Annotated in this window: 19 protein-coding genes; 8 read left to right on the top strand and 11 right to left on the bottom strand. The window is 46.6% G+C overall.

Annotated features, from left to right (window positions below; genetic code table 11):
• Positions 1-99: 99 nt before the first annotated feature.
• Together IQ219_RS01185 and IQ219_RS01190 are read right to left on the bottom strand one after the other, a co-directional pair.
• Entirely contained in the window at positions 100-3,240 is a 3,141-nt protein-coding gene (locus tag IQ219_RS01185) for an efflux RND transporter permease subunit (RefSeq protein WP_194071448.1), read from the bottom strand.
• Between the two features lie 47 nt (positions 3,241-3,287).
• Complete coding sequence (locus IQ219_RS01190; RefSeq protein ID WP_194071449.1) at positions 3,288-4,931, bottom strand: efflux RND transporter periplasmic adaptor subunit; 1,644 nt, start codon at positions 4,929-4,931, stop codon at positions 3,288-3,290.
• 254 nt (positions 4,932-5,185) lie between these two features.
• Between IQ219_RS01190 and IQ219_RS01195 the strand changes: the two genes are divergently transcribed.
• Complete coding sequence (locus tag IQ219_RS01195) at positions 5,186-5,665, top strand: PepSY domain-containing protein (RefSeq protein WP_194071450.1); 480 nt, start codon at positions 5,186-5,188, stop codon at positions 5,663-5,665.
• Positions 5,666-5,861: 196 nt separating this feature from the next.
• Positions 5,862-6,611 carry a hypothetical protein gene (locus IQ219_RS01200; RefSeq protein ID WP_194071451.1) on the top strand — a complete coding sequence of 250 codons (750 nt, stop codon included), beginning with the start codon at positions 5,862-5,864 and terminating at the stop codon, positions 6,609-6,611.
• Between the two features lie 153 nt (positions 6,612-6,764).
• Here IQ219_RS01200 and IQ219_RS01205 read toward each other — a convergent pair whose 3' ends face one another.
• The 6 genes from IQ219_RS01205 to rppA all read right to left on the bottom strand — a co-directional run bounded on the left by IQ219_RS01205 (position 6,765) and on the right by rppA (position 12,654).
• A complete protein-coding gene (locus IQ219_RS01205; protein ID WP_194071452.1) occupies positions 6,765-7,466 on the bottom strand; it encodes a phosphatase PAP2 family protein in 702 nt (233 codons plus the stop codon).
• A gap of 83 nt (positions 7,467-7,549) precedes the next feature.
• Entirely contained in the window at positions 7,550-8,341 is a 792-nt protein-coding gene (locus IQ219_RS01210; protein WP_368667542.1) for a hypothetical protein, read from the bottom strand.
• Positions 8,342-8,575: 234 nt separating this feature from the next.
• Positions 8,576-9,769, bottom strand: coding sequence for a sensor histidine kinase (locus IQ219_RS01215; protein WP_368667543.1), 1,194 nt, complete (start codon positions 9,767-9,769; stop codon positions 8,576-8,578).
• A gap of 61 nt (positions 9,770-9,830) precedes the next feature.
• Positions 9,831-10,511 (bottom strand): response regulator transcription factor, encoded by a 681-nt coding sequence (locus IQ219_RS01220; RefSeq protein WP_194071454.1) that lies wholly within the window; start codon positions 10,509-10,511, stop codon positions 9,831-9,833.
• 77 nt (positions 10,512-10,588) lie between these two features.
• Positions 10,589-11,953: a two-component system sensor histidine kinase RppB gene (gene rppB, locus IQ219_RS01225; protein ID WP_194071455.1), complete on the bottom strand. Its 1,365-nt coding sequence runs from the start codon at positions 11,951-11,953 to the stop codon at positions 10,589-10,591.
• A complete protein-coding gene (rppA, locus tag IQ219_RS01230; protein WP_194071456.1) occupies positions 11,950-12,654 on the bottom strand; it encodes a two-component system response regulator RppA in 705 nt (234 codons plus the stop codon). The genes rppB and rppA overlap by 4 nt, the downstream gene beginning before the upstream one ends.
• Positions 12,655-12,776: 122 nt before the next feature.
• Here rppA and IQ219_RS01235 point away from each other — a divergent pair, with 122 nt between their 5' ends.
• The 5 genes from IQ219_RS01235 (at position 12,777) to IQ219_RS01255 (ending at position 19,296) form a co-directional block, all read left to right on the top strand.
• Positions 12,777-13,499, top strand: a complete 723-nt coding sequence (locus tag IQ219_RS01235) for an efflux RND transporter periplasmic adaptor subunit (protein WP_194071457.1) — start codon at positions 12,777-12,779, stop codon at positions 13,497-13,499.
• 67 nt (positions 13,500-13,566) lie between these two features.
• Positions 13,567-16,740 (top strand): efflux RND transporter permease subunit, encoded by a 3,174-nt coding sequence (locus tag IQ219_RS01240; protein WP_194071458.1) that lies wholly within the window; start codon positions 13,567-13,569, stop codon positions 16,738-16,740.
• Positions 16,741-16,820: 80 nt separating this feature from the next.
• Positions 16,821-17,507, top strand: coding sequence for a glycoside hydrolase family protein (locus IQ219_RS01245; protein WP_190595548.1), 687 nt, complete (start codon positions 16,821-16,823; stop codon positions 17,505-17,507).
• 124 nt (positions 17,508-17,631) lie between these two features.
• Complete coding sequence (locus IQ219_RS01250) at positions 17,632-18,969, top strand: MFS transporter (protein ID WP_194071459.1); 1,338 nt, start codon at positions 17,632-17,634, stop codon at positions 18,967-18,969.
• Positions 18,970-19,038: 69 nt separating this feature from the next.
• Entirely contained in the window at positions 19,039-19,296 is a 258-nt protein-coding gene (locus tag IQ219_RS01255; RefSeq protein WP_190595550.1) for a hypothetical protein, read from the top strand.
• Between the two features lie 12 nt (positions 19,297-19,308).
• Here the strand turns inward: IQ219_RS01255 and IQ219_RS01260 are convergent, their stop codons facing one another.
• Positions 19,309-20,421, bottom strand: coding sequence for a precorrin-8X methylmutase (locus tag IQ219_RS01260; RefSeq protein WP_194071460.1), 1,113 nt, complete (start codon positions 20,419-20,421; stop codon positions 19,309-19,311).
• A gap of 81 nt (positions 20,422-20,502) precedes the next feature.
• Between IQ219_RS01260 and IQ219_RS01265 the strand changes: the two genes are divergently transcribed.
• A complete protein-coding gene (locus IQ219_RS01265; RefSeq protein ID WP_194071461.1) occupies positions 20,503-22,431 on the top strand; it encodes a heavy metal translocating P-type ATPase in 1,929 nt (642 codons plus the stop codon).
• A gap of 547 nt (positions 22,432-22,978) precedes the next feature.
• Here the strand turns inward: IQ219_RS01265 and IQ219_RS01270 are convergent.
• Together IQ219_RS01270 and IQ219_RS01275 are read right to left on the bottom strand one after the other, a co-directional pair.
• On the bottom strand, positions 22,979-23,905 hold the full coding sequence (locus IQ219_RS01270; protein ID WP_190595555.1) for a vitamin K epoxide reductase family protein: 927 nt from the start codon (positions 23,903-23,905) through the stop codon (positions 22,979-22,981).
• A 5-nt stretch (positions 23,906-23,910) separates the two neighbouring features.
• On the bottom strand, positions 23,911-24,579 hold the full coding sequence (locus tag IQ219_RS01275) for a hypothetical protein (protein WP_190595557.1): 669 nt from the start codon (positions 24,577-24,579) through the stop codon (positions 23,911-23,913).
• Positions 24,580-24,582: the final 3 nt, after the last annotated feature.

Consider the following 24,582-nt stretch of genomic DNA (forward strand, 5'->3'; position numbering starts at 1 on the left):
TTTTGGCGGTGTCGAACTTAGGGAATTATTTAGGATAAAACAAAAATATTGTCGGAATGGGTCCGAATTTTGATTAGGAAAAAGTATTTCATAAAGAATCTAAACCTTGGTTAGGGTATTGAGATGATGAGATTTTGATGTGGGAACTGTAATAGATGGACGCAGAAAACGTCCAAATTGGGCATATAGGGCTGGTAATACCAGTAGGGTTAAAGCAGTGGAGGTAAAGAGTCCGCCTAGAATAACGATCGCCAGGGGTTGGAGAATTTCCTTGCCGGCTCCGGTGCCGATCGCCAGGGGAAGCATACCTAGGGCGGAGGTGAGGGCGGTCATCAAAATTGCCACCAACCGTTCCTGGGAACCTTCATGAATAACCTGGGAAAGGGGTAACGCCAGGGCAATTTTTTGATTGTAGTTATCCACCAGCAACAATCCATTGCGGACAGCGACACCGAATAGGGTGATAAAACCTACTAGGGAAGCTACGGAAATAACTCCCCCCGTCACGGAGATCGCCAAAATACCTCCTGCTAGGGCCAGGGGAAGATTGACCATAATCATCAGGGTTGCGGGCAAAGATTTAACTGCGAAGTACATCAGAATGGTGATGACCACCACAGCCAATAGACCAAAAATTAAAAGATTTTGACTAGCCCGTTCTTCAGATTCAAATTGACCACCGTACTGGATGAAATAACCCGTGGGGAGGGGGACTTTTTCCTTTATTTGGGTTTGGATGTCGTTAACAACAGATCGGAGATCTCGACCCTTAACGTTGGCGGAGGCAACAATCAACCGGGAAACATTTTCTCGATTAATGGTGTTGGGGCCAGTGCCATAACTAATTTGAGCCACTTGTGCCAGGGGAATCTTAGTGCCGCTGGGGGTATCCACCAGCAGATTGCCAATGGTTTCTAGGTTATTGCGGGCATCTGTCTTCAGCCAGACCAGAAGATCAAATAATTGTTGGTCTTGTAAAACCTGGGAAGCGACCCTGCCATTCAAGGCCGTTTCGACCAAGTGAGCAAGTTGCCCAACGGTTAACCCATATCGTCCTGCGGCCAGGCGATCAAACTGAATTTGCACCTGACGGACTGGGACTTGGGGTTCTAGTTGTAAGTCAACCAGGCCGGGGATTTCCGCCATGGCTGTTTCCACCGATTTACCGATGGTGCGGAGTTGTTCAAGGTCAGGACCAAAGATTTTAACGGCGATCGCACTCCTCACCCCCGATAACACCTCATCCATACGGTGGGAAATAAAACCACCAATGTTGGGGGCAACCCCAGGGATTCGATTAAATTCCGCCCGGAGGGTTTCAATGCTGGCTTCTCGGTCGGCTATACCCGCATCACTAAGTTCTACATCCAAATGTCCTAAATTCACGCCACCGGCATCAGCATCCCCCGGTGCACGACCGGAGCGCAATTGTACAGTGCTAAAGCGTGGATCATCCTTGAGAGCATCCTGAAGGGCAAAACCTACTCGATTAGTAGCTTCGAGGGAACTGCCAGGATAGAGGAGCATGGCATTCACCAAGGAGCGTTCCTGAAATTCCGGTAAAAAGACCCTTCCCATACTGGGTACTAAGCTCAGGGAAAAAACAAAAAAGGCGATCGCCGCCGCAATAATCCAGCGGGGATGGTGGGTACTGAACTTTAATAAGGGTTGATAAATCCTTTGGCAAGTGCGAGCCAACCAAGTTTCATCACTGGGTAAACGACAAGGGGCAAGCAATAAGGCACAAAGGGCTGGGGACAGGGTCATGGCCACTAGGGTAGAAGCCAAAATAGACAATAAGTAGGCCACCCCCATGGGGGCAAAAATCCGCCCTTCAACCCCCGTGAGACTAAAAATAGGGGCAAACACAACGGCAATAATCACCGTGGAAAAAACGACACTGGTGCGGACTTCTACGGAGGTATCGTAAACCACTTGGAAAGGATGCTTCGGATTGCCCAATGCCTGGTTGGTTCGTAATCCCCGATAGCAATTTTCCATATCCACAATGGAGTCATCGACAACGGAGCCGATCGCCACCGCTAAGCCCCCTAGGGTCATGGTATTAATGCCTTGGCCAAACCAACTTAAAATCATCATGCCAATGAGAATGGACAGGGGAATGGCACTGAGGGTGATAACAGCGGTGCGCCAGTTCATCAAAAACAGCACCATGACCACGGCGACGATGATAATGCCATCCCGCAAGGAATCCCGGACATTGGCGATCGCCGCATCAATAAAATTTTCTTGCCGAAAAGTAACCTGGAGATTAACCCCGGTGGGCAGCGCCGCTTTGACCTCTGCCATGGCTTTTTCCACCGCTTTGCTGACAGTGGGAGTATCGGCTTGGGGTTGTTTATCAATTACCAGCACCACCGCCCGTTGGCCATCCACACTGCCATCTCCCCTGGTTAAGGCTGGGCCAATGGTCACCTCTGCCACATCCCGGATCAGAACGGGTTTACCGTCCCTGGCTGTCACCACGGAATCCGCCAATTGGGAGATATTTTCGATGCGCCCCAAACCTCGAATCACATCCTCTTGATCGGCAGTTAATAAAAATCCCCCCGCCGCATTGACATTGGCTTCTTCTACCGCCTCTGTCACCTTTTGTAGGGAAATGTTAAAAGCTTTGAGGCGGGCCGGATCGACCAGCACTTGATATTGCTTAACGTCCCCGCCATAGGCAACCACCTGAGAAACCCCTGGTACTGCCAAGATTTGATTGGTAATTTCCCGGTCTACCCGCCGTCGCACTTCCATCAAATTAGCTTCGGGATGGTCCGCCGACCCATCCACTGTCAAGGCATACATTAAAATTGTACTAATAGGGGAAGACACAGGGGAAATTTGCGGTTCCTCCGCCCCGGTAGGTAGTTTACTCCGAGCGGACTGCAAGCGTTCCGCCACTAATTGTCTGGCGCGATAAATATCTGTATTGTCTGTAAAAATTGCCTTAACAACGGAAATGCCTACGGCGGACGATGAACGTACCATTTCCACCCCCGGTGTGCCGTTAACCGCACTTTCAATGGGGAGGGTAATTAGGGTTTCTACTTCCTCTGGTGCTAGACCTGGGGCTTCCGTTTGAATTTCAACTTGGGGCGGTGCAAAGGGGGGAAACACATCCAGAGGCATCCGGGTTAGGTTGTAGCTCCCTAAAATGCCGACAAGAATGGCTCCAATAACGACTAACCAGCGTTGGGCGATCGACCATTTGAGGATGGCATTAAGCATTTTCTAGATAAATAGGGTTGATGGATTGCTTCGGCGGGGCAGGGGATTTAAGAAAAGTCCTGGTGGGAGGAGGTTTCAACTAGTACTTTTTCAACTTCTAGGGATGGCTCGTCCTGGCTTGCCATTAAGGTGCGTTCCCTCAACGGTTGACTCTCTTGTCGTTTTCCCCACAGACTGCCGGCCCAAAAAATTCCAGCGGCCGCCATTATTCCCACCAGGGGTAAAAGCCATCCTGATGATGTGGGCAAAGGAAAGGTAGATTCTTTTGTTTCTAAAGATTGCTCGGTCTCTTCTACCTTTTCGGATTCGGAAGGTTTGGCGCGTAAGGACTGGGCGTAAAGCTGACTGGCCCGTTGGGAAACAACTAAATCCCCTGCAAATAGACCTTCTTTGATTTCTACCCAATCCCCAGCAACCTGTCCTACGGTCACGGTAATAGGTTCAAAAATATTGCCATTCTGGACAAAAACAAGATTTTGCTGATCGTTAGTTTTGACAATGGCCGATTGGGGCACGGCTAACACTGGGGTAGGAGTGCGGTCGGTTAAAACTTCCAACTCCACGAACAGTCCGGGCTTTAGTTGACCATCCGCATTATCCAATGTCGCTTTCACGGAGACGATACGATTTTCCCCTTCCACCACGGAGCCAATTTGATTAATTCGTCCCGTAAAGGTTTTGCCCGGTGAGCTACTAACCCAACCCCGAATTCCTTGACCTTGGCGAATTTTGTTTAAGTCCTTTTCGTAAATATTGGCTGAAACTTGAACTTGCTGACTATTAATAATGGTAAAAATTGGTTCCCCCGCATCCTGTCGGGATTCTCCGACCTTGATTTCATGCTCTGGGGTACTGGCGGGGTCAATGACTATGCCAGTCATGGGGGCCTTAATCACAATGCTGCCATCGGGCCGGGCATTGGTTCCCAGTTGTTGCAGACGGGTCTGATAGGTTTTTTCGCTTAATTTGACTTGTTTTTGGGCAACGTTTAAGGCGGTTTGGGCCCGTTTGATTTGAGCAACGGCTTCACTGACAGGTAAACGGCTTTGGACTTTTACTAAATCAGCATTGGCTGTGGCTAAGGCTACTTCCGATTCTAAAAGCTGGCGACGGGGTAAGGCTCCATTGGCTTCTAGTTCCCGATCTCGGTCATAACGCTCTTGGGCAAATTCCTTGGCAAGGCGGGCTTCTTCAATTTCACTCTGGGCTACCCGTTGTTGTTGCCGATAATTTTCTTGGGCTAGTTGCAGGTCTGCCTGGGCTTGTTCCACAGCGGCGATCGCCAAGCTCCGGCGGTCTTGGGCAGTGGTGCGGAGTTCAGCTAATTCGGCACTGGTCATAATGGCGACGACTTGGCCGGCCGTAACGCTTTCTCCTGGATTAACTAATAGTTCGAGTAATTTCCCCCCCACGGGAGTTGTGATCTCAACCCGTTGTTGCGGCAGGGTTTCAATCTGTCCCGTTGCTCTAATGCCGGTCATCAAGGAACGAGGTTGTAAAGGCTCTACTTTAATCTCTAAGCGACGAATGGTATCCCCATCAAGGGCTACGCCTTGGGCAGATTGAGCCGATTCACTTTGATGAAATTCATCCCCATGGCCAGCGTGGGCTAAGGTTGCTTTGGGAGACAATACCAGCACCCCCAATAGTAAGGAAAGAGCCCAACTCTGGGCAATGATCCGATTTTGCATAGAATTCTGACAGTGCAACCCTTTCAGTCTTTCACAGGAATATGAAACCAAGATGAAATGGTTTTATACCTGGGCTATTGGTGACAAGCTAACCAGCACATGCAAAGTAAACAAACTACCTTGCCATAGCAGTTAACTTCTTGTAATCAGAGTTGTGAAAGGGGTTAACCAACCTTGACAAGTTCTTGACTATTAACAACTACCTTGAGGTTATGTCTCCTCTCAGAGATTAACTAACCCAAATAAGAAAGTATATGAACAACACCGTTAAAGTTGCCCTAACCCTTGGTTTACTTACTGTAATAGGAACGGGTGGAGCTGCCATGGTTGCCAATGCACGAAGCCTCTCACCAGTCGCTAACTCAGTCATCCGCATTGCCCAGACAGTGGATAATGAGGCCAATGAAGGCCCTGAAAGCAAGGATGATACTGAAGATGCTCAAGAAATAGCACGATACCAATCTCTGGTGAAGATTACACCTCAGCAAGCCCGACAAAAGGCTGAAGCGGCCCAAGAAGCCACTGCTACTAAGCTATCGCTTGAGGTGGAAGATGGTAGTTTGGTATATAAAGTTGACTTCGCCAATGCTGAGGTACTTGTAGATGCTGGCAATGGGCAGATTCTTAAAACTGAACTAGCAGGACAAGAAGAAAACGATGCCACTGAAGTGACTATTCAAGGCAGCATTCAAGTGCCCGATAATGACCAAGAGCAAGGAGAAACTCAGCAATAAAAAAGGTATGCTGTCTTAACAGGACAAAAAGTAGTTCATCCCTCAATCTCCATGTGGCAGATAAATATTATCTATCTGCCATGTTTTGATAACTATTGAAAAAGCCGAGAGTGTTCAGACTATCAAATTTAATTTTCTAAATTTAGATAGTTAGGATTGAAGTTTTTAAATCAACAAATTTTTCTGAAGAAACCAAATGAATAAGGTTGCAGAAGTTATAATCTATTTTTGGATTATGAAAATCCTTGCCACTACCTTAGGAGAAACAGCAGGGGATTTTATTTCGATGTCATTAGGGCTTGGATATTATGTCGCTTTTGCAGTTACTTTCTCGATTTTAACTATTATTCTGTTTATCCAAATTAAAGCTGATCACTATCGTCCGCCTTTGTACTGGACTGCCATCATTGCTACAACAACGGCGGGCACTGAAGTTTCAGATTTGATGGATCGTTCCTTAGGACTGGGTTATGCAGTAGGCTCATTGCTTTTAATAGCAGGATTGCTTACCATACTAACTATTTGGTACTTTCGAGAGAGAGACTTGAGTGTTTATCCCATCCTTAAGAAGGATACGGAGACAATGTATTGGCTAGCTATTGTATTTTCAAATAGTTTAGGAACCGCCTTTGGTGACTTTATAACAAGCAATTTAGGACGAAGTTACATACAGGGTGCATTCATAACCGCTAGCGTTATTGCAGTAGTAATTGCCCTTCATTACTTAACAAAATTGAATGATATTTTACTTTTCTGGATTGCATTTATATTCACCCGCCCCTTTGGAGCCACCTTTGGAGATTTTCTCACTAAGCCAGTTAATACAGGTGGTCTTAATTTACCAAGGGGTTATGCTTCTTTGATTACCCTAATCCTATTGATCATGATTTTATTCTTCTCAATGCGAAGAAGGAATAGGAAGCATACCTCTGGGCAAAAACTTTAAAAAACGGTAGTAGAGTTGATGGCTTTTAGATGGAGTGACTTTTAGAACCTGTTTGTAAAGTCTTATTCTGCCCCCTAAATCTCCTCACTAAAGCTCCGGCAATATTGGGGGACTTTCAGCTAATTACCCCCCAAACTGGGGGGGCAGGGGCTTTTAAAACATGCTCTTAGTAGCTTTCACTAACTTTGACAAGGTTGCACAAACTATGATCCACAAGAAGCCCACTCCATAGCCAGCAATAATGTCAGTTGGCCAATGTACCCCTAGGTACAAACGACTGAAACCAATTGCCACAATTAAAAAACTGGCCAGAGCATATATTATGTTGGCTTTTTTAGGAAAGTTGATGGCGAGTAAATAGGCAGAAAAGCCATAGAGTACCATTGAGCCTAGGGCATGGCCACTAGGATAGCTGAAAGTTTTTTCTAAAATGAGCTGTGACCATAGCTGGGGGCGAGGTTTGCTAAAAGTAAGTTTGAGACTAAAGCTAAGAATTGCCCCTCCTAAACAGGCTAAAGCAAAAACCAAAGCTTGTTGACGAGGACACCGCCACCAAAGTAAGGCAAAAATTAAAATTGCGAAGGGAATCACAGTACTAGGGTTACCCAAGTGAGTGATTCCTAACATGACCTGGTCTAAGGTTGGGTTAGCAAATTTATGAATCCATAGCAAAATGGTCTTGTCAAAGGTGAAAGCCTCCTGCTCCCAAACATTGTCAGAAAGCTTAGCTAATAAGAAAATAATTACTAAACTTAATCCTAGCCCAGTAGCCCCGACTAGAGCTATTAGGGGAGCAATACGGGGATAAACTCGTCTTACCCAAAATTCGACTAGATAATTTGATAAAGATGCCATACTCAGTCATCAAAATGTAATTTACACAGTTAATTCACAATGATAAAAACTGTATGTTAACGGCTAATAATAAACCAGATTCATTAATCATTAACAGATATTATATTCTGCCGAATTTGATCCTTGCCAGTGATAGAAAGATAGCCAATCAAAATTAAAATGGCAGTGAGAAACATCATACTTGTCCCTACGGTTCCAAAGCCAAGACCACCATTTTCAACAGGTTGTGATAGCCAATCACCAGTAGAGGCTCCTAGGGGTCGAGTGAGAATATAAATAAGCCAGAATGTTAGAATTTCGTCTATCTTGAGAAAATAATAGGCTAACGTAATGATGGCGATCGCCGCTCCAAAAACTAGTGCTGATTGCCAATATCCTAATCCAGATGCCTCTGCTAATAGATCTCCGGCTGCTGTTCCTAGGGCAAAGGTAAATAAAATAGTTATCCAATAAAAGAGCTCCCTTTTTGGTGTGCGAATGGAATGCATTGCTAACGTTTTTTCACTTAAATACCATGTCACAAAAACTGTAGCCAAGACAATGCTAAATCCTGTCGTGGCAGTGATAAGACTAACACCAAGTTTGTCTACCAGTAGGTCAGTAATCAATGTACCTACAATGCTGACTAAAACAACCACTAACCAGTAGTTCGCTGGGATATATCGCTTTAGGCGAAACTGATTGATGAGTGCAATAAATAGGAAACTACCCATGACACCAGAGGTCAATACTAAACCCAGGTTAAGGGTGACCGCCAAAAAGTCTGCGGCTGTTTCACCAACGGTGGTTGCCATGACCTTAATAATCCAGAAATAAAGCGTGACTTCTGGTACTCTGACAAGAGGCTTTGAGATATTATCTAAAGTATTCTTCACAACATTTATCCTATTTGAATTCAGAACAATAGAACCGGCAATCAGTTTTGTTGATAACCTTTGCACTCAAACTTACTGTAGGGAACAATCGTCAAGAACTTGTCAAGATTGAGGCTAAATTTTGCCAACATCTCATGATCAGGCGATTATTTTCCTTTGCGTATTGCTCTGGCAAGAGAAGCCAAATATCTGCATGGACATAGTTTGAATATTAAAATTCTGTGTGGGCCTAATTTAGCTGCTTTTTAGAGGAAGTTTCACAGTAAAACAGCTTCCTTCTCCGGGTTGGCTTTTTACTTCAATGCTCCCCTTGTGGCTTTGCACAATCGCTTGAGAGATAGATAGCCCCAGCCCAGATCCACTATCGTCATAGCGGCGCGCTTGGTCAGCCTGCCAAAATCGCTCAAAAATTCGTTCCAAATGCTCAGGCGCAATGCCTAAGCCTGTATCAGATACAGTCACCTGTATCTGATGAGATAAGCTCAGTGCCTCAACTTTAACCTTGCCTCCTGATGGCGTATAGCGTAGGGCATTTTGCAGCAGGTTGGTAAAAGCACGGGTCAGCCCCGAGACATCGCCATTGAGAATTAAGCTTGGCTCTAGGATGGTTTCTAGCGCAATCTGCTTATTCTGGGCCTGGGATTGATAGACTTGAACTAGCTGATTCAAAAGCTGTGATAGATTTACGGGGGCCAGCAGCACAAGGGTAGCTCGATCCGTTCTAGCTAACAGGAGCAGGTCTTCGGTTAGCCGCGTCATTTGCTCAGTTGCGCTAGCTATAGCTGTTATTACCTCATAGTCTTCGGTTCGCATACCATCGGGATATTTGAGTGCAACTTCTACATTGCTAGAAATGGCCATTAGAGGGCTGCGTAGTTCGTGGGATGCATCTGCGGTAAATTGCCTGAGGCGCTGAAAACTAGTTTCAATGGGATGCATCGCCTGCTGGTTGAGCCAAATACTCCCAGCAGTACTAAGAATAATACCAATAATTACCCCCATTCCCAAGCCAATATCTAGCTGAAATATAGTTTCATTAAACTCATCCAGTAGTTGACTTACTCTGACATAGCCGATGATTTCATCGGTTTCATGACTTAAGATTGGTAGGGTAATCGACTGCATGGGGGGAGTTTGAGCCTGTATCTCAACGGTGGCTTGGGGATTTAGCGGAGCCTGAGGTGAATGATTGCCTTGTTGTTTAACCAATTTCTTCTGCCGATCAAACCATTCCAGGGTTTGGGACTGGTTTATCGAATCTTGGATGAGAAAATTATCTTCAACTTGAAGTTGACCATGGTCTAGTTCAGCATTGGCTGCCGCTCCCTGACCTAAAACAGTAAGGCGATCAGTAATTTGTTGCTTTAGGTTGCGAACAAAAACAACTCTGACCGCAATCGCAAATCCGCTCATCACTAAGGCAAACACGAGTAGGTTAGAGATTAACAAGCGATAGCGAATTCTTTGAAACATATTGTTAGGGCAGAGTCTAAGGATTTAGGGAAGCTAATCGATATCCCATACCATAGACAGTTTCGATTAAATCTTGAGGGCTACCCGCCACCCTGAGCTTACTACGGAGGTTAGTAAGGTGAGTTTTAATTGTCCCTTCCCCAGAGGCTTGATCAAATTCCCAAAGTTTGTCGAGCAGGGCTGAACGGCTGAGTACCTGTTTGGGATGCCGCAGAAAGTGTTCTAGTAGTAGATATTCTTTGGGGGTTAGTGAGAGTACAGTGCAGTTGTAGGTAACAATTCGACTAGCTGGGTCGAGTCGTAGGAGTCCATAGTGCAGTGTCGTCGGAGTTAACTCGCGACTACGCCGCTGAAGGGCACGGATGCGTGCGGCGAGTTCATCGAGCTTAAAGGGTTTAATCAAATAATCATCAGCTCCGGCATCTAGACCAATAACTTTGTCACTGGTGGTATCCCTAGCGGTAAGCATTAAAATTAGCGCCGGGCACTGGGTAGCCCGTAGCCGTTTACACAAACTAACCCCATCCAGTCGGGGAAGCATGAGATCCAGCAAAATCAAATCGTAGTCGGTCGCTTGGGCGTAGTCCCATCCTTCCAAACCATCTTGGGCAATATCAACGCTGTAGTTTTGATGGCGTAGGTCTTTTGCCAGTGGGTTAGCAATGCGAGGGTCATCCTCAACAATTAAAATTTTCATTGTGTTTATAGTGTATGAGGAAATTTTGGGGGGCTTTAATAAACTGTCTCACCAGATGAAACCAAGATGAAATGGAGTTATGACCGAACTATCGGTGCAGAAACAAGGGGCAAATGGATGGTGAAAAGACTACCTTGCCCTAGTTCACTTTCTACCGTCAAAATTCCCTGATGCTTAACGGCGATCGCCTGGGCAATGGCGAGTCCTAAACCTGTCCCCCCCGTTTTACGGGAACGATCTCGATTGACTCGGTAAAAACGCTCAAAAATTCGTTCTTGTTGGTCAGGGGCAATGCCAATCCCCGTATCTCGAAGGGTAATGATAGCTATTTCTTCACTAGATGTCAGAGTAATGCGGATACTTCCACCGGCAGTCGTATATTGAATGGCGTTGGCAATTAAGTTTGATACTAAACGGTAAAGTTGAGATTTATTACCTAAAACATAAATTTCCTTTGAGGTAACATTACTGCTCAAATCAATGTCAGCAGAGATCGCCAATTCTAAAAACTCTTCGGTGAGGTCATTAACTAAATCATTTAAACAACAAACCCGCCAATCTTCGATGGTTGTTTCCTGCTCCAAGCGACTTAGTAGCAATAAATCCGTAATCAATTGGCTTAAACGCCTCCCTTGCCGTTCAACGGTATGTAACATGGTATTGATTTCTGGGGAATGGCTTGAGTCGATGCGTAATACTGCTTCCACCGTTGCCAACAGACTTGCCAACGGCGATCGTAATTCATGGGCCGCATTGGCGGTGAATTGTTGCTGTTGTTGGTAAGACTGGTAAATGGGACGCATGGCTAACCCCGCTAAGCCCCAACTGGAGAAGGCGACCAAACTCAAGGCAAAGGGAAAACTAAGCCCCAAAATCCAAAGAATACGTTGATTTTCGGCATCAAAAGCTGCCAGACTCCGGCCAATTTGTAGATAACCCCAGGAGGATTGGTCTGTATTACTGGCACTATGCAAAATAGTGGTGAATTGACGATACCGATCGCCGGTTAGTGGTTGAATAGTCTGCCAAATTTTCTGGTTAAAAATGGGGGATAGGGAAGACGGTTGATTAGGGGAAAAGGCCAGCAGGTTACCTTGATAATCAAATAAACGAATGTAGTATAAACGGCGATCACTAATGCCCAAAGTGTGGCGTTCAATCAGGGTGGGAGTAACCTGGCAGGGTTGGTTAACCAAACACAGATCGGGCAACATTTTTTGTAATACTCCGGTGGGACTGGCATTCCTCGGTAGCATTGGCTCTAAACTGTCATGCAACGTTCCGGCGATCGACTCCACTTCTCGCTCCAACGCCATCCAGTTGGCCTGCACAATGGCACGATAAACCCCTAATCCCAACAGGGTAAGAATTCCCCCCATTACTAGGGCATACCAGAAAGCTAATTGCAGACGACTGCGGGCAAAAAGGCGGCGGGTATTCATGGCGATAGGGTGAACCGATAGCCTTGACCAGGAACTGTTTTAATTGGGCAAGGACAATTTTGTTGAGCTAGCTTGCGTCGTATCAAACGCATTTGGGCCGCCACCACATTACTCATGGGCTCCTCATCAAGATCCCACAGTTGTTGCCGAATCTTACTACCAGGAATAATGCGTTCTGGATTTTGCATCAGATATTGAAAAATTTGAAATTCTCTGACGGTTAAGGCAATTTCCTGTCTTTCTAGGCTTGGCGGCTCCGAGATAATGACCAATAACAAATTATTACTGGGATCAAGGCTGAAGTTGCCTAAAGTCAAAATTTGCGGTTGAAATTGCGGCGATCGCCGTTGTAGTGCCCTTAATCTCGCTAATAGCTCTGCCATCACAAAAGGTTTTGTTAGATAGTCATCTGCCCCCGCATCTAGTCCTGCCACTCGATTTTCCGGTTCTCCCAACGCCGTTAACATCAACACCGGCAAGGGATTATCCTGGGCCCGCAGTTTTTGACATAGTTCCAAGCCCGATAACCCCGGCAGTAACCAATCCACAATAGCAAGGGTGTAGTCCGTCCACTGATTGTCCAAATAGTCCCAAGCTTGGGAGCCATCCGTTACCCAATCCACCACATATTTTTCACTGACCAGCACTTTTTTAACTGCTAGTCCCAAATCTATTTCATCTTCCACTAATAAAATCCGCATTGCCTCTGTCTCCTCCACAACAGCCTCATCTTAGTGGGGGACGGAGATTTTCACCTGAATTTCATACCCCCTCTGGCAGACTGAGAAAAATCTTGGCCAAATTCCCAATGTGAGGTGGTGTGATGAAAACGATTCAATTAGCAAGTTCCCTTATAGCTCTAGGTTTGACCCTAGGAGTTCCTAACGTGGCGATCGCCCATGTGGGTCACGGTGACGAGTTTCAAGCCGAGGGAGGCATTAATCGGGTTGGTGTGAATGCAGAAACCGATTCCGTGTTAGGCATTGTGGTGGAACCGATCCCGTCTGCACCGGATGGCAATGCTGGAGTTTATATTCCTGCCACAGCGTTAGTGGACGGCGGGGATAAGCAACTGGTGTTTGTGCAGTATGGAGAATTTTATGAGCCGGTTCCTGTGGCGACTGGAAGTACCCAAGGAGAATTAATTGAAGTTACTAATGGGTTATCCGTGGGGGAAAAACTGGTTACCCAAGGCTCGTTGTCCCTCTACGCTGAATCTCGGAAGACCCAACCAACGGAAACCGCTGAAACAGCCCCTGCCCCTGCTCCCATTGTCTCCCCAGACCCTAGCCATGCCCAAGCGGATGCCGAAGGGATTCCCCATCAGCACGATACGGCGGGCAATATGGCCAGTGGCACTGATGGCGTAGAAACAAGTCAGGCTGGCGGCAATCCCCTGGTTGGCATTGTGGGGGGAATTGTCGGCTTACTGGTGGGAAGCACAGTTTTCATCTTCTCCCTTCGCGCTTTTAATCTAAGCAAAAAAAAGAGTCGTATCTCCCGTAAAAAGGAGGCCCCTGAGGCTCAACCTTCCTACCGGGAGTAAATCTGTTTCTCTTCGTTTTGAAGTTTGTCATCGTTACTAGCTAGGAAGGAGTAACCCCTAGAAATCAATGCTTAATAGTCTTCTCAATCAAATTCTGAAAACCTCGATCGCCCAACGGTGGTTTATCGTTATTGCGGCCATTGGCATAACCATTTGGGGGATTATCAGTGTCGGCCAAATGCCCCTGGATGTCTTTCCTGAATTTGCGCCGCCCCAGGTGGATATTCACACAGAAGCTCCTGGCCTAGCACCGGAAGAAGTGGAAACCCAAATCACCGTTCCCATTGAAAGTGCGGTGAATGGTTTACCTGGGGTAACAACGGTACGGTCTTCCTCGAAAGTGGGTCTCTCGATGGTGAGTGTGGTCTTTGACCAAGATGCGGATGTCTATAAAGCTCGCCAAACAGTTACGGAACGGCTACAACAGGTCACTAATCAACTGCCAGAAGGAAGCCATCCCCCGGAAATTTCTCCCCTAGTTTCTCCGTTAGGGACGATTTTGCAATATGCCTTTACGGTGAATGGAGAGGGAAGTTCTGACTTGATGAAGTTACGAAAACTACTGGAAACCACGGTCAGTAATCAAGTTTTATCGATACCTGGGGTATCCCAAGTCACTATCTACGGAGGGGATGAGCGTCAGGAACAGGTTTTAGTTGATCCGGCCAAACTGCGTTCTCTCAAGGTTTCCCTCAATGAAGTTACCCAAGCTAGTGCAGGGGCAAATTCCAATGCCCCAGGGGGTTTCTTAATTGGCGGTGGCCAAGAGCTATTAGTGCGAGGTCTGGGCCAAATGCAAAGCATTGAAGACCTACGGCGATCGGTGGTGAAAGTGGTGGATGGTAAACCAATTCTGTTGGAGGACGTTGCTGAAGTTAAAACCGGCAGTGCCCTGAAGCGGGGGGATGGGAGCTTTAACGGTCAACCGGCGATCGTGATGATGGTCAATAAACAACCCGATGTGGACACCCCCACAGTGACTAAAGCGGTGGAAGCAGTGGTTGAATCGCTAAAACCCACGTTTCCTGCCGATGTACAAATTGCCCAAACCTTTCGCCAAGCTAACTTTATTGATTCCGCCATTCGCAACGTCAGCAGTTCTCTCTTAGAAGGGATTGTCATCGTTTCGGTGATTATGCTGATTTTCTTGATGAATTGGCGCACGGCGGTGATTACCTTAACAGCTATCCCTCTTTCCCTGCTCATTGGTTTGATGTTTATGAAAGTCTGGGGATTGGGCATTAATACCATGACCTTGGGGGGGCTGGTGGTGGCGATCGGTTCCGTGGTGGATGACTCCATTGTGGATATGGAAAATTGCTATCGGGGTCTACGCACCAACCAAGCCGCAGGCAATCCCAAACATCCCTTGCGGGTGGTTTATGACACCTCCGTGGAAGTGCGATTGGCGGTGATTTTTTCCACTGTGATCATTGTGGTGGTTTTCGCCCCCATTTTTAGCCTAACGGGGGTCGAAGGGCGTATTTTTGCCCCCATGGGCTTGGCTTATTTACTTTGTATTGGTGCTTCTACCCTAGTGGCCATGACCGTTTCCCCTGCTTTGTGTGGGATTCTTTTGGCGAACCAACAACTGCCCCAGGAAGGCACTTTTGTTTCTCGCTGGGCAGAGCGATTATATCGTCCCTTGTTAAATTTTTCCCTGCGGGCACCCCAAGTGATTTTGAGCATAGCCCTGATCGCTTTAATAGCCTCTGTTTCTTTGGTTCCGAGTCTGGGACGGGTATTTTTGCCAGAGTTTCGAGAAAAATCCATGGTCAATTCCATGGTTCTCTTTCCTGGAGTTTCCCTAGATATGACCAATCGCGCCGGGATGGCCCTCTTCAATACCTTGAAGGATAATCCCCTCTATGAATGGGTACAAATTCGAGCTGGTCGTGCGCCGGGGGATGCCGATGGGGCTGGGGTTAGTATGGCCCATGTAGATGTGGAATTGAGTGATGAAGCCCTCAAAGACCGGGAGGCCAGCGTTAAAGAATTACGGGAAGCCTTTAACCAATTGCCGGGGGTCGCGTCCAATATGGGGGGCTTTATTTCCCACCGCATGGATGAAGTACTATCCGGGGTCAGAAGTGCGATCGCCGTAAAAATTTTTGGCCCTGACTTAAAGGAACTACGGGCCATCGGAGAGCAGGTACAAAAAGCGATGAAAACTGTGCCAGGAATTGTTGACCTGCAACTCGAACCCCAACTTCCTATCCGCCAAGTGCAAATTCACTATGACCGTGCCGCCGCCTCCCAGTATGGGTTAAGGATGGCTGACATTTCCGCTGTTGTTGAAACTGCTTTAAATGGACGGATTGTTTCCCAGGTTCCTGAAAATCAACAGTTAATTAATGTGGTGGTGATGGTACCGGAGACTGAGCGGAATAGTCTCGATGCTATGAGTGCAATTCCCATTAGTACGCCCACCGGCCAAATCATTACCCTAGGAGATGTGGCTAAGGTGGAATATGGAATGGGAGCCAATGTGGTTAACCGGGAGGATGTTTCCCGTTTAATTGTGGTTTCCGCCAACGTCGCTGAGCGAGATTTGGGTAGTGTGGTGGGGGATGTCCAGGCTCAAATTAAACAGAAAGTTCAACTTCCCCAGGGCTATTTCATTGATTACGGGGGTCAGTTTGAATCTGAACAAAGGGCAACGAACAGTTTACTTTTATTTAGCTTTGTCGCCGCCCTGGTGATTGGGGTGTTGATGTTCTTTTCGGTGAAATCCCTCCCCGCTACCATCGCCATTATGATCAACCTCCCCTTAGCTTTAATCGGGGGTTTGTTATCCGTTGTTTTCACTGGCGGTGTTATTTCCATTGCCTCCCTAGTGGGTTTTATTACCCTCTTTGGGGTAGCAGTACGAAACGGATTACTGCTGGTGGACAATTACAACAACAAATTCGCCCAGGGAATGAAACTAAAGGAAACCATTTTAAAAGGGTCTATGGAAAGGGTTAATGCTATTTTAATGACCGCTTTAACCTCAGCTTTGGGAATGTTGCCCCTCGCTACGGCCAGCAGTGCCGGTAATGAAATTCTTCAACCCTTGGCGATCGTTGTTCTTGGTGGGCTGTGTACTTCTACCGCTCTAACACTTTTAGTAATTCCTGCTCTCTATGCCAAATTTGGTAAATGGTTAATGCCAAAACGGGCCAAGAATGTAGATCAGATTACTCCTTTTGTCCGCAATGATATGAATGATATGGTGGGGGCCCAAAAATCGAATTTTTAAACTTGAACTTTTATCTCTTCTAGCTGTTTTAAAAAACACTAGGAGAGATTTTTAACTATACTTTTTGTTAGTTAATTTTTATGACCATTACTCAAAATTTGACTCACTATAATCGCCATCGTCGAAGATCTAAACAATCATCTTGGTCGCCCCATTTTGCCCTGACGGCTTTATTATTTGCTCTTTGTTTGGCAACTTTTGTTAAAAAGTCTCCTGATCTTGACAAAATCAATCCCTTTTTTGGGCATTTACCACCCCTAGCAATGGAAGGGGGTGATCCTTACATTAGAGCTTTAATGCGGACAATTTCTGCCAGTGAATCTAATGGTAAAAATCCCTATATTTTGCTTTATGGCGGCCAACATACCCATGATTTAAGCCATCATCCCAATACCTGTATCCCCATTAAAACAAAAGTAAATCAAGGGCTTTGTTCAACAGCGGCTGGACGTTATCAATTTTTGACTAAAACTTGGCAGGAAAAAGCGGCTTTGTATCACCCTCAACGTCAAATAAGAAAAACAAACTATAGTTTTGAACCTGAATCCCAGGATTTAGTAACCTATAGATGGCTGATGGATCAACATCGTTGGGGAATAGATTTTTCAGAGCAATTGCAACAGGGTCAGGTTAAAGAAGTATTGAAAAAGCTTTCCGGCACTTGGACAAGTCTAGGTTACGGCATTGAAGACAATTCGATGACTGCTTCTTTGCCAGCAATTTATGAAAAAGTATTAGCAGAAGAACTTGAACAATCTGCTCGTTGAGTTATTAAATATTTTTGCCATGAAAAAGCAGAGAGCATACAACTAAAATTCCTATTCATTTAGTCCCTAATATCCCCCCTAGGGGCATAAAATGGAGATCAACTTTCCCCTCTCCATCAGCACTATGGGCAAACTGCCCCCCATCTTCCACTGTTTGCGGAACCGTCTATTCGCCCAGTTATACCTGGCACAGACCATAAATTTGCTGGGGGATGCACTCACCTGGGTGGGATTGGCCCTATTATCCTTTGAGTTAGCTGGTCAAGGTGCTGGGGGGATATTGGCAGGAGCCTTAACCCTGAGAGTAACGGTATTTGTACTGCTGTCCCCTGTGGCAGGGGCGATCGCCGACCGTTATGATCGCAAGCAAATTATGGTAATCACCCATCTGGCAAGACTCGGAATTATTTGTCTATTTCCTTGGGTGACCCAAGCTTGGCAAATCTATGGGCTAGTTCTGGGGCTAAATGTGTTTAATGCTTTTTTTACCCCGACTTATACTGCGACGATTCCCCTAGTGACAAAGGATGATGAATATCCCCAGGCGATCGCCCTCTCCAGTGCCACCTATCAACTTTTGGGAGTCTTGGGGCCCGGGTTAGCAGGTAGCTTGGCGGCTTTTGTTGGAATAAAAAATATCTTTTGGGGGGATGCCCTGACTTTTCTGATAGCCGCCGGTTTGATCCTCACATTGCCAGGAAAACTTTTGGCTAACTCAACTCCCCAGCCGGTTCGTACCCCGGGCCAAATTGGACGGGATATCGGCACAGGAACTCAATGTCTTTTCGGCGATCGCCTGATTCGTTATGCCCTAACCATGCAGTTAGTGGTTTCCTTGGCTGGAGCAGGAATTTTGGTGAATACTGTGGGTTATGTCCAAGGCGTTTTACACCTAGGCAAAATTGAGTATGGTTGGGTAATGGCGGCTTTTGGGTTGGGAGCGACAGTGGCTTCCCTTGGTTTGGGCAACACTCAGCAACAGGAAAAACGAATCCTTCTAACTACTTTTGGGGCCATCCTAATGACCCTTGCTATCCTTCCTGTCCCGATGGTCAATCTCCAGGGATTACTAATTTTGTGGGCTGGGGCTGGTATCGGTCAAACCCTGGTAAATGTACCCACGCAAACCCTGATTGCGAACCGAGTCGCTAAAGACCTTCAAGGCCGGGTTTATGGTGCCCATTTTGCTTGGAGCCATCTTTGGTGGGCTTTTTCTTACCCCTTAGCGGGGTGGTTAGGGATTCACTTTTCCCAAGAAAGTTTTTTCTATCTGGGTATTTTAGCCCTGAGTTTATTTACCCTGTTTTATTTTTTACGCCCCTCTGATGAGATTCAACAAGGATTCTGGCATGAACATTCCCATCACCATGAATCAGACCATAATCATTTTCATCCCACTACAACTGTGCTCCATTTTAGTCATAGTCATCTTCATTTTCATTTTTATAAGGCCAACTCTTAAAGCATTTGCTTAAAAAAGGGAAAACTCACCCATAGTTGGTACTACGCTCACCTGATTTCGTGGGTGGTAATGGTGGGAGCGATCGCTCTACACCTGTTGATAAATGCCAAAGCTGGGAGGTTTCCTTTGTTGCTGTCAATGCTGACCTGGCAATTTCATGATCAAGATAATTACAAATTTTGGACAAATCATCTCTCCCAATGGTGGAGTGGATTTCAGAAAGGTTTCTGGTCAACTTGGTTTCAATCTTCACCTATTTTAATGGTGCTTGAAATGACTATTTTGCTTAGCATTATTGCTGCCTGGATTATTCTCTTGCTTAAATGACAGCCATTTTTACTAAAGACAAGTGAGATAGCAGTGGCAATCTGGTTTTGCAATTAATGTTTCCACCAAAGCGTTTAGCGTTACTGCGGCTAGAAGACCCCCACCAAGGCTACCCTGAATCGTGATGTGGGGAACGGGGGTATTTATCAGTCGTCGTTTCGCTCCTGGAGCATGACTAAAACCGATAGGCATTCCGATGACAAGAGCTGGCTGAATTTGCTGTTGCTCCATCAGCTTACAGGCAGTGAGTAAAACAGAAGGGGCATAGCCAATCACAAGTACACATCCCTTGGGAATTTGTTGTAATCGACGTTGGCAGTGGTCATGGTTCCAAAAGGCTTGCTCGGCTTCACTAACACCCGTGATGTGAGGTTCATCAATCAGCTTCTCAACCGTACATCCTAAATGAGCTAACCGAGTTTGATCCAAGGCCGCCGCGACAACGGGAACATCAGTCATAATTAAACATCCACCTTTTAGTGCATCTCGTGCAGTGGCGATCGCTCCCTGGCTCAACCGAACGGCGTTTACCAAGCTAACATCGCCACAGGCCAGCACTAATTGATGTAGTAAGTGAATGGTGATTTCTGAGTAAGCCGATAAATCAGGTAGCAGATGTTTCAGGGATTCCTGAAACGCTTCTGGATGAGTCGTTGTCTCCGCATCTAGGTTCATCCACAACTGATCAAGTTTTCCTAACCCCTCTTGGACATCCACATCGAGGCATTTTAGTTGGGCCAGAGCTTCCGCTTGGGTAATCTGGCAATTCTGGTCGCGCCCCAGTAAGCCTTCTAAAGCAAATGCCGTTTGGCGGAGTCGGGTAATCTGCTGAATCACAGAATGATATTGCTGTTGTAACTGCACCATCAAGGTTGGATCAAGATTCTCCTCGGAATGGCTATCTAGCAGGTGTCGAATATGAGACAACTGAAAACCCTGCTGTTTTAGGGCAATAACTCGTTGGAGCCGTTGCACATCCTGCTGGGTATAGAGGCGGTAGTTGCTTTCTGAACGTTTGACAGGAGGGAGTAGTCCTAGCGTGTGGTAATGGCGCACCATGCGAGGTGTAACGCCTCCTCCCACCGCATCCGTGAGTTCTTTAATCGTCAAGTGATCAGTCTTCATCCTTTTAGTTTACTCAAAACCTTGACATTGACACTAATGTTAAGGTTTAGGCTGGGAAGGTAAAAATCCAAGTTTAAAAGCATGGTTGTAACTCCCCCTTCTTCTGCCTTTCGATTTTCTAACCTTTTCAAAGATCATCCCGATGCAGTGGCGGCGATCACCTGTGGCGGGCTGGTCTTTCTGGGCTGGCAGATGCTTAACTTGGGTTGGTTGGGAATTGCCCTTTTTGTCTTAACAGCGGCCTATGTAATTGGTGGGTTTGACAGCGCTCGTGAAGGATTAACAGCCCTCTTTGAGGAAAAAGAACTTGATGTAGATCTGCTGATGATTGTGGCCGCCTTGGGAGCCGCCGGGTTGGGACTTTGGCGACGGGAATATACCCTGATTGTGGATGGGGCAGTTCTGATTCTTATTTTTGCCATCAGTGGGGCATTGGAAGGATACGCGATGCAACGGACGGAGCGGAGTATCCAGGGATTGATGGGCTTAACCTCTGATATGGCACGAGTGTTGCGGAACGGGCAGGAGCAAACCATTCCTATTGCAGAACTTAAGATTGGTGATCAAGTCTTGGTGAAACCGGGAGAGTTGGTGCCAACGGATGGCTTGATCATCGAAGGGTTTAGCACCCTGAACCAGGCTTCCATCACGGGGGAATCTATGCCGGTGGAAAAGGCGATCGGAGATGAGGTGTTTGCAGGCACGATCAACGGCAATGGGGTACTGCGGCTCAAAATCCATCAACCACCGGAAAGTAGTTTGATTCAAAGAGTGATTCGTTTGGTTCAACAGGCCCAAACGGAAGCTCCCCCGTCCCAGCAGTTTATTGAACGATTTGAGCGCGGTTATGCCAAGGTGATTGTGATCGCTGGAATTTTGCTCAGTACATTACCTCCTTTTTTGCTGGGTTGGAGTTGGGAAGAGACAATCTACCGTGCATTAATTTTTCTCGTGGTTGCTTCTCCCTGTGCGCTAATGGCATCAATTATGCCGGCCTTACTTTCTGGTATTGCCAATGGAGCGCGTCAAGGCATTTTATTCAAAAACGGGGGGCAGTTGGAGCGGATTGGACGAGTGCGGGTGATTGCTTTTGATAAAACTGGAACATTGACTACTGGAAAACCTGAAGTTGTGAACGTTCTCGCTACTCAGCCATCCACCGATAAACTTCTGCAAATCGCGGCGGCCCTGGAAAGTTTATCGGAACATCCCATCGGAGAGGCGATCGCCCAATTTACCCGTCAACAGAACCAAACCTGGGCGACAGCCATAAACGTTCAAGCTCAGGCAGGGCAGGGAATTATCGGAGATATTGAGGGGCAACGGGCGATGGTCGGTAAAGTCGCGTTTGTCCAGGCCCAGGTGAATGAGGTTGCCACAAACCTGATAGAGCAAAGTCAACAGTGGGAAGCTGAAGGTAAAACCGTCGTCTGGGTTGCCTACGCCGGAGAGATTTTAGGTCTCATTGCCGTGGCAGATACTGTACGACCCGCCGCCGCCAAGGCGATCGCCCGATTAAAACGATTAGGAATTGAGCGAATTGTCATGCTCACGGGAGATAACTCACGCACCGCCCACAGCATTGCTCAACAGGTTGGAGTCGATCAAGTCTATGCAGAGCTTTTACCCGAAGATAAAGTGGATGTGATTCGCAAACTCCAGAAGCAGTATCAATCAGTAGCTATGGTGGGGGACGGCATTAATGATGCACCCGCCTTAGCTCAAGCATCCGTTGGCATTGCAATGGGGGCCGCTGGTAGTGATGTGGCGTTAGAAACAGCAGATATTATCTTAATGGCGGATCGTTTGGAGCGATTAGAACACGCAATTCGTTTGGGTCGTCGTGCTCAAGGAGTTGTCAAACAAAACATTGTTTTTGCCCTCAGTTTTGTGGTGATTTTATTAATTGCAAACTTCGCAGGTAATATCACACTACCATTGGGTGTTTTGGGGCATGAAGGTTCGACGGTAATCGTAACGTTGAGTGGATTACGATTACTGAGAGGCTAATTAATTAATCCTATTGCTGTTTGTAAAAGTAGCCAAACATTCAGCGCAACAATAATGGTTGTAACTGCCCAAGCCAACACTTTCAACCATTTGGGATTAACAAACTCACCCATCAAGCGGCGATCGCCGACACCACAAGCGCTGGCATTTAAACAGACAGTTACATTTTCTCGTAAAAATGTTTCCCCGTAAGGTTTTCAGATTCCTGGAGTCTCAGGTGCTGGGGAACGGAATACTGGGTTAGGAAGACAATTTGAATATCGAGGGATTGTTGGCTGGTGGATACCCTGGCATAGCCAAAAGAGTGCACAAGTGTCTCTTAGATTGATCAATTGATCAATTGATCAATGGACATGATGTCCATTAAGTCTAGCAAAAAGGAGTTACTGGATACTTTTCAGGGCAAAATTGGAAGTGTCCATTATGTTTTAAGATAGTGGACAGCCAAATTCCCAGCTTAACTTTTTTGTTTACTTTTTCGAGGCAAGGTCACTTCGGGCCTCGCTTTTTAAATGTGCTTTCCCTGGGAATCATTCACAATCGCCAATCAATAAATTGAATTTTGAAACGTGGTGGGCCCGGTATAGCCCGAGAGCTGGGCAAGTTCCTCTAAAGTTTTCGTCCCCGACAAGCGTTTACCATTGATTTCCCAGGTGGGATAACCGGTAATGCCAGCTTTCTGACATTCGGGTGTTTGCTCTTTTCCCTCGGGGGTGGCGCACTCTACGTAGGGTATAACCTGGCTGGCTTCCTTTCCAAAAAGCTGCTTTTGGTCTTGACAGTGGGGGCACCACCAAGCTCCATAGAAAATAGCGCCAGTCTTTTCTAAATGCTGGGCCAAAGCGATTTCAGCCTGCCCAGATTGAGTGGTAATAGGAGGCCCGAGTAGAGCGTCTAAACTGTTCGCAGTAGTTGGGTTGTTGACATTGGCATAGACGCCAATGGTACTCACCACCACCACCAACGTTGTAATGCCACCAATTAAGAAGGGTTGAGATAAATCATCCGACCAATTTTGTCCGATGAGGGCAAGTAGAAAGAGGCTGGTGGAGAGGAGAGCTGAACCGATACAGTAAAGGCAGGCGGCTTTGATTTCTGCGGTGAGCAAATACATGAGGTACCCGCTAAAGATCATCATGGCGGTACCGCCGATCAGTAGTAGAGGTTGGGTCAATCGGGTTAGTTTATTTCTGAGGTCTTTTTGGTTAGACCCACTTACTAATAGGGGAGTGATCGCCAGCACAATCATACCTACATAAGCCAGAAGACCAAATAGCGCCAGAGGCTGTCCAAACAGCGTGGCATAGGGACTAGACAGCACAATATCACAGCCTTTAGTAGGACAAGCCGTGGCACTACCTGTGAGCTTGTTCATGGTTAAGTAGGCAGTGACAACAGCGCCGATGGTGGCTAACCCCGCCATTAAAGGACGAGCATAACGTTGAATCCAGGGCATCTCTTTTTTACGAAGCATAATTTTTAGATATTGATAAAAAATGTGAAACAACCTAAAGCGATTAAAATTGCGCCTGTCAGAACATGGCTATCGAGGTTCCAATCGTCAAAAGCTGCCAAAAACGGCTCAGTTTTGTGCCAACTCCAATTCACTATCATCAGCATTCCAAGCACTGTTACGAGGGAATACACGGTGGAAACCAGAACAATGCCGAGCCATCCGCCCCCCCCTGCTGATAAATAAAATGCGCCAATCTCAAGGCACGGAGAAACAAACATGGCAGCGGATAGGGTCATTACAATGCCCCATTTACTATGGTCAGAACTACCGGCGATTGCCTCTACGGAGACATGATCATGATCATGCTGGGCGGAACTTGACAGAAAGCGTTGACGCAGGGGGTGACTGAGGTAGCCCAGACCCAACCCAATGAGCACTATCGGAGCTATCAGATGGGTCACAATTTTGTAGTTATCGCCTAATTGATAGCCCAGCAGTCCCACAGCTATCCCGATCAACAGGGTGCTGGTGATATGGACAAAGCCTGTTATGGCAGTTATCCAAAGAGTTTCTGCACGAGACCAACCTACGGTTTTGCCGATGGTCACAAGGGGCAACCAGTGACTGGGAATTGAGGCATGAATGAAACTCAGCGCCAGGGTACCAAACAAGATTTGGATGAGTGTAGGCATGTC

Source organism: Synechocystis sp. LEGE 06083 (genome assembly GCF_015207725.1).
Lineage (GTDB): Bacteria > Cyanobacteriota > Cyanobacteriia > Cyanobacteriales > Microcystaceae > Synechocystis > Synechocystis salina.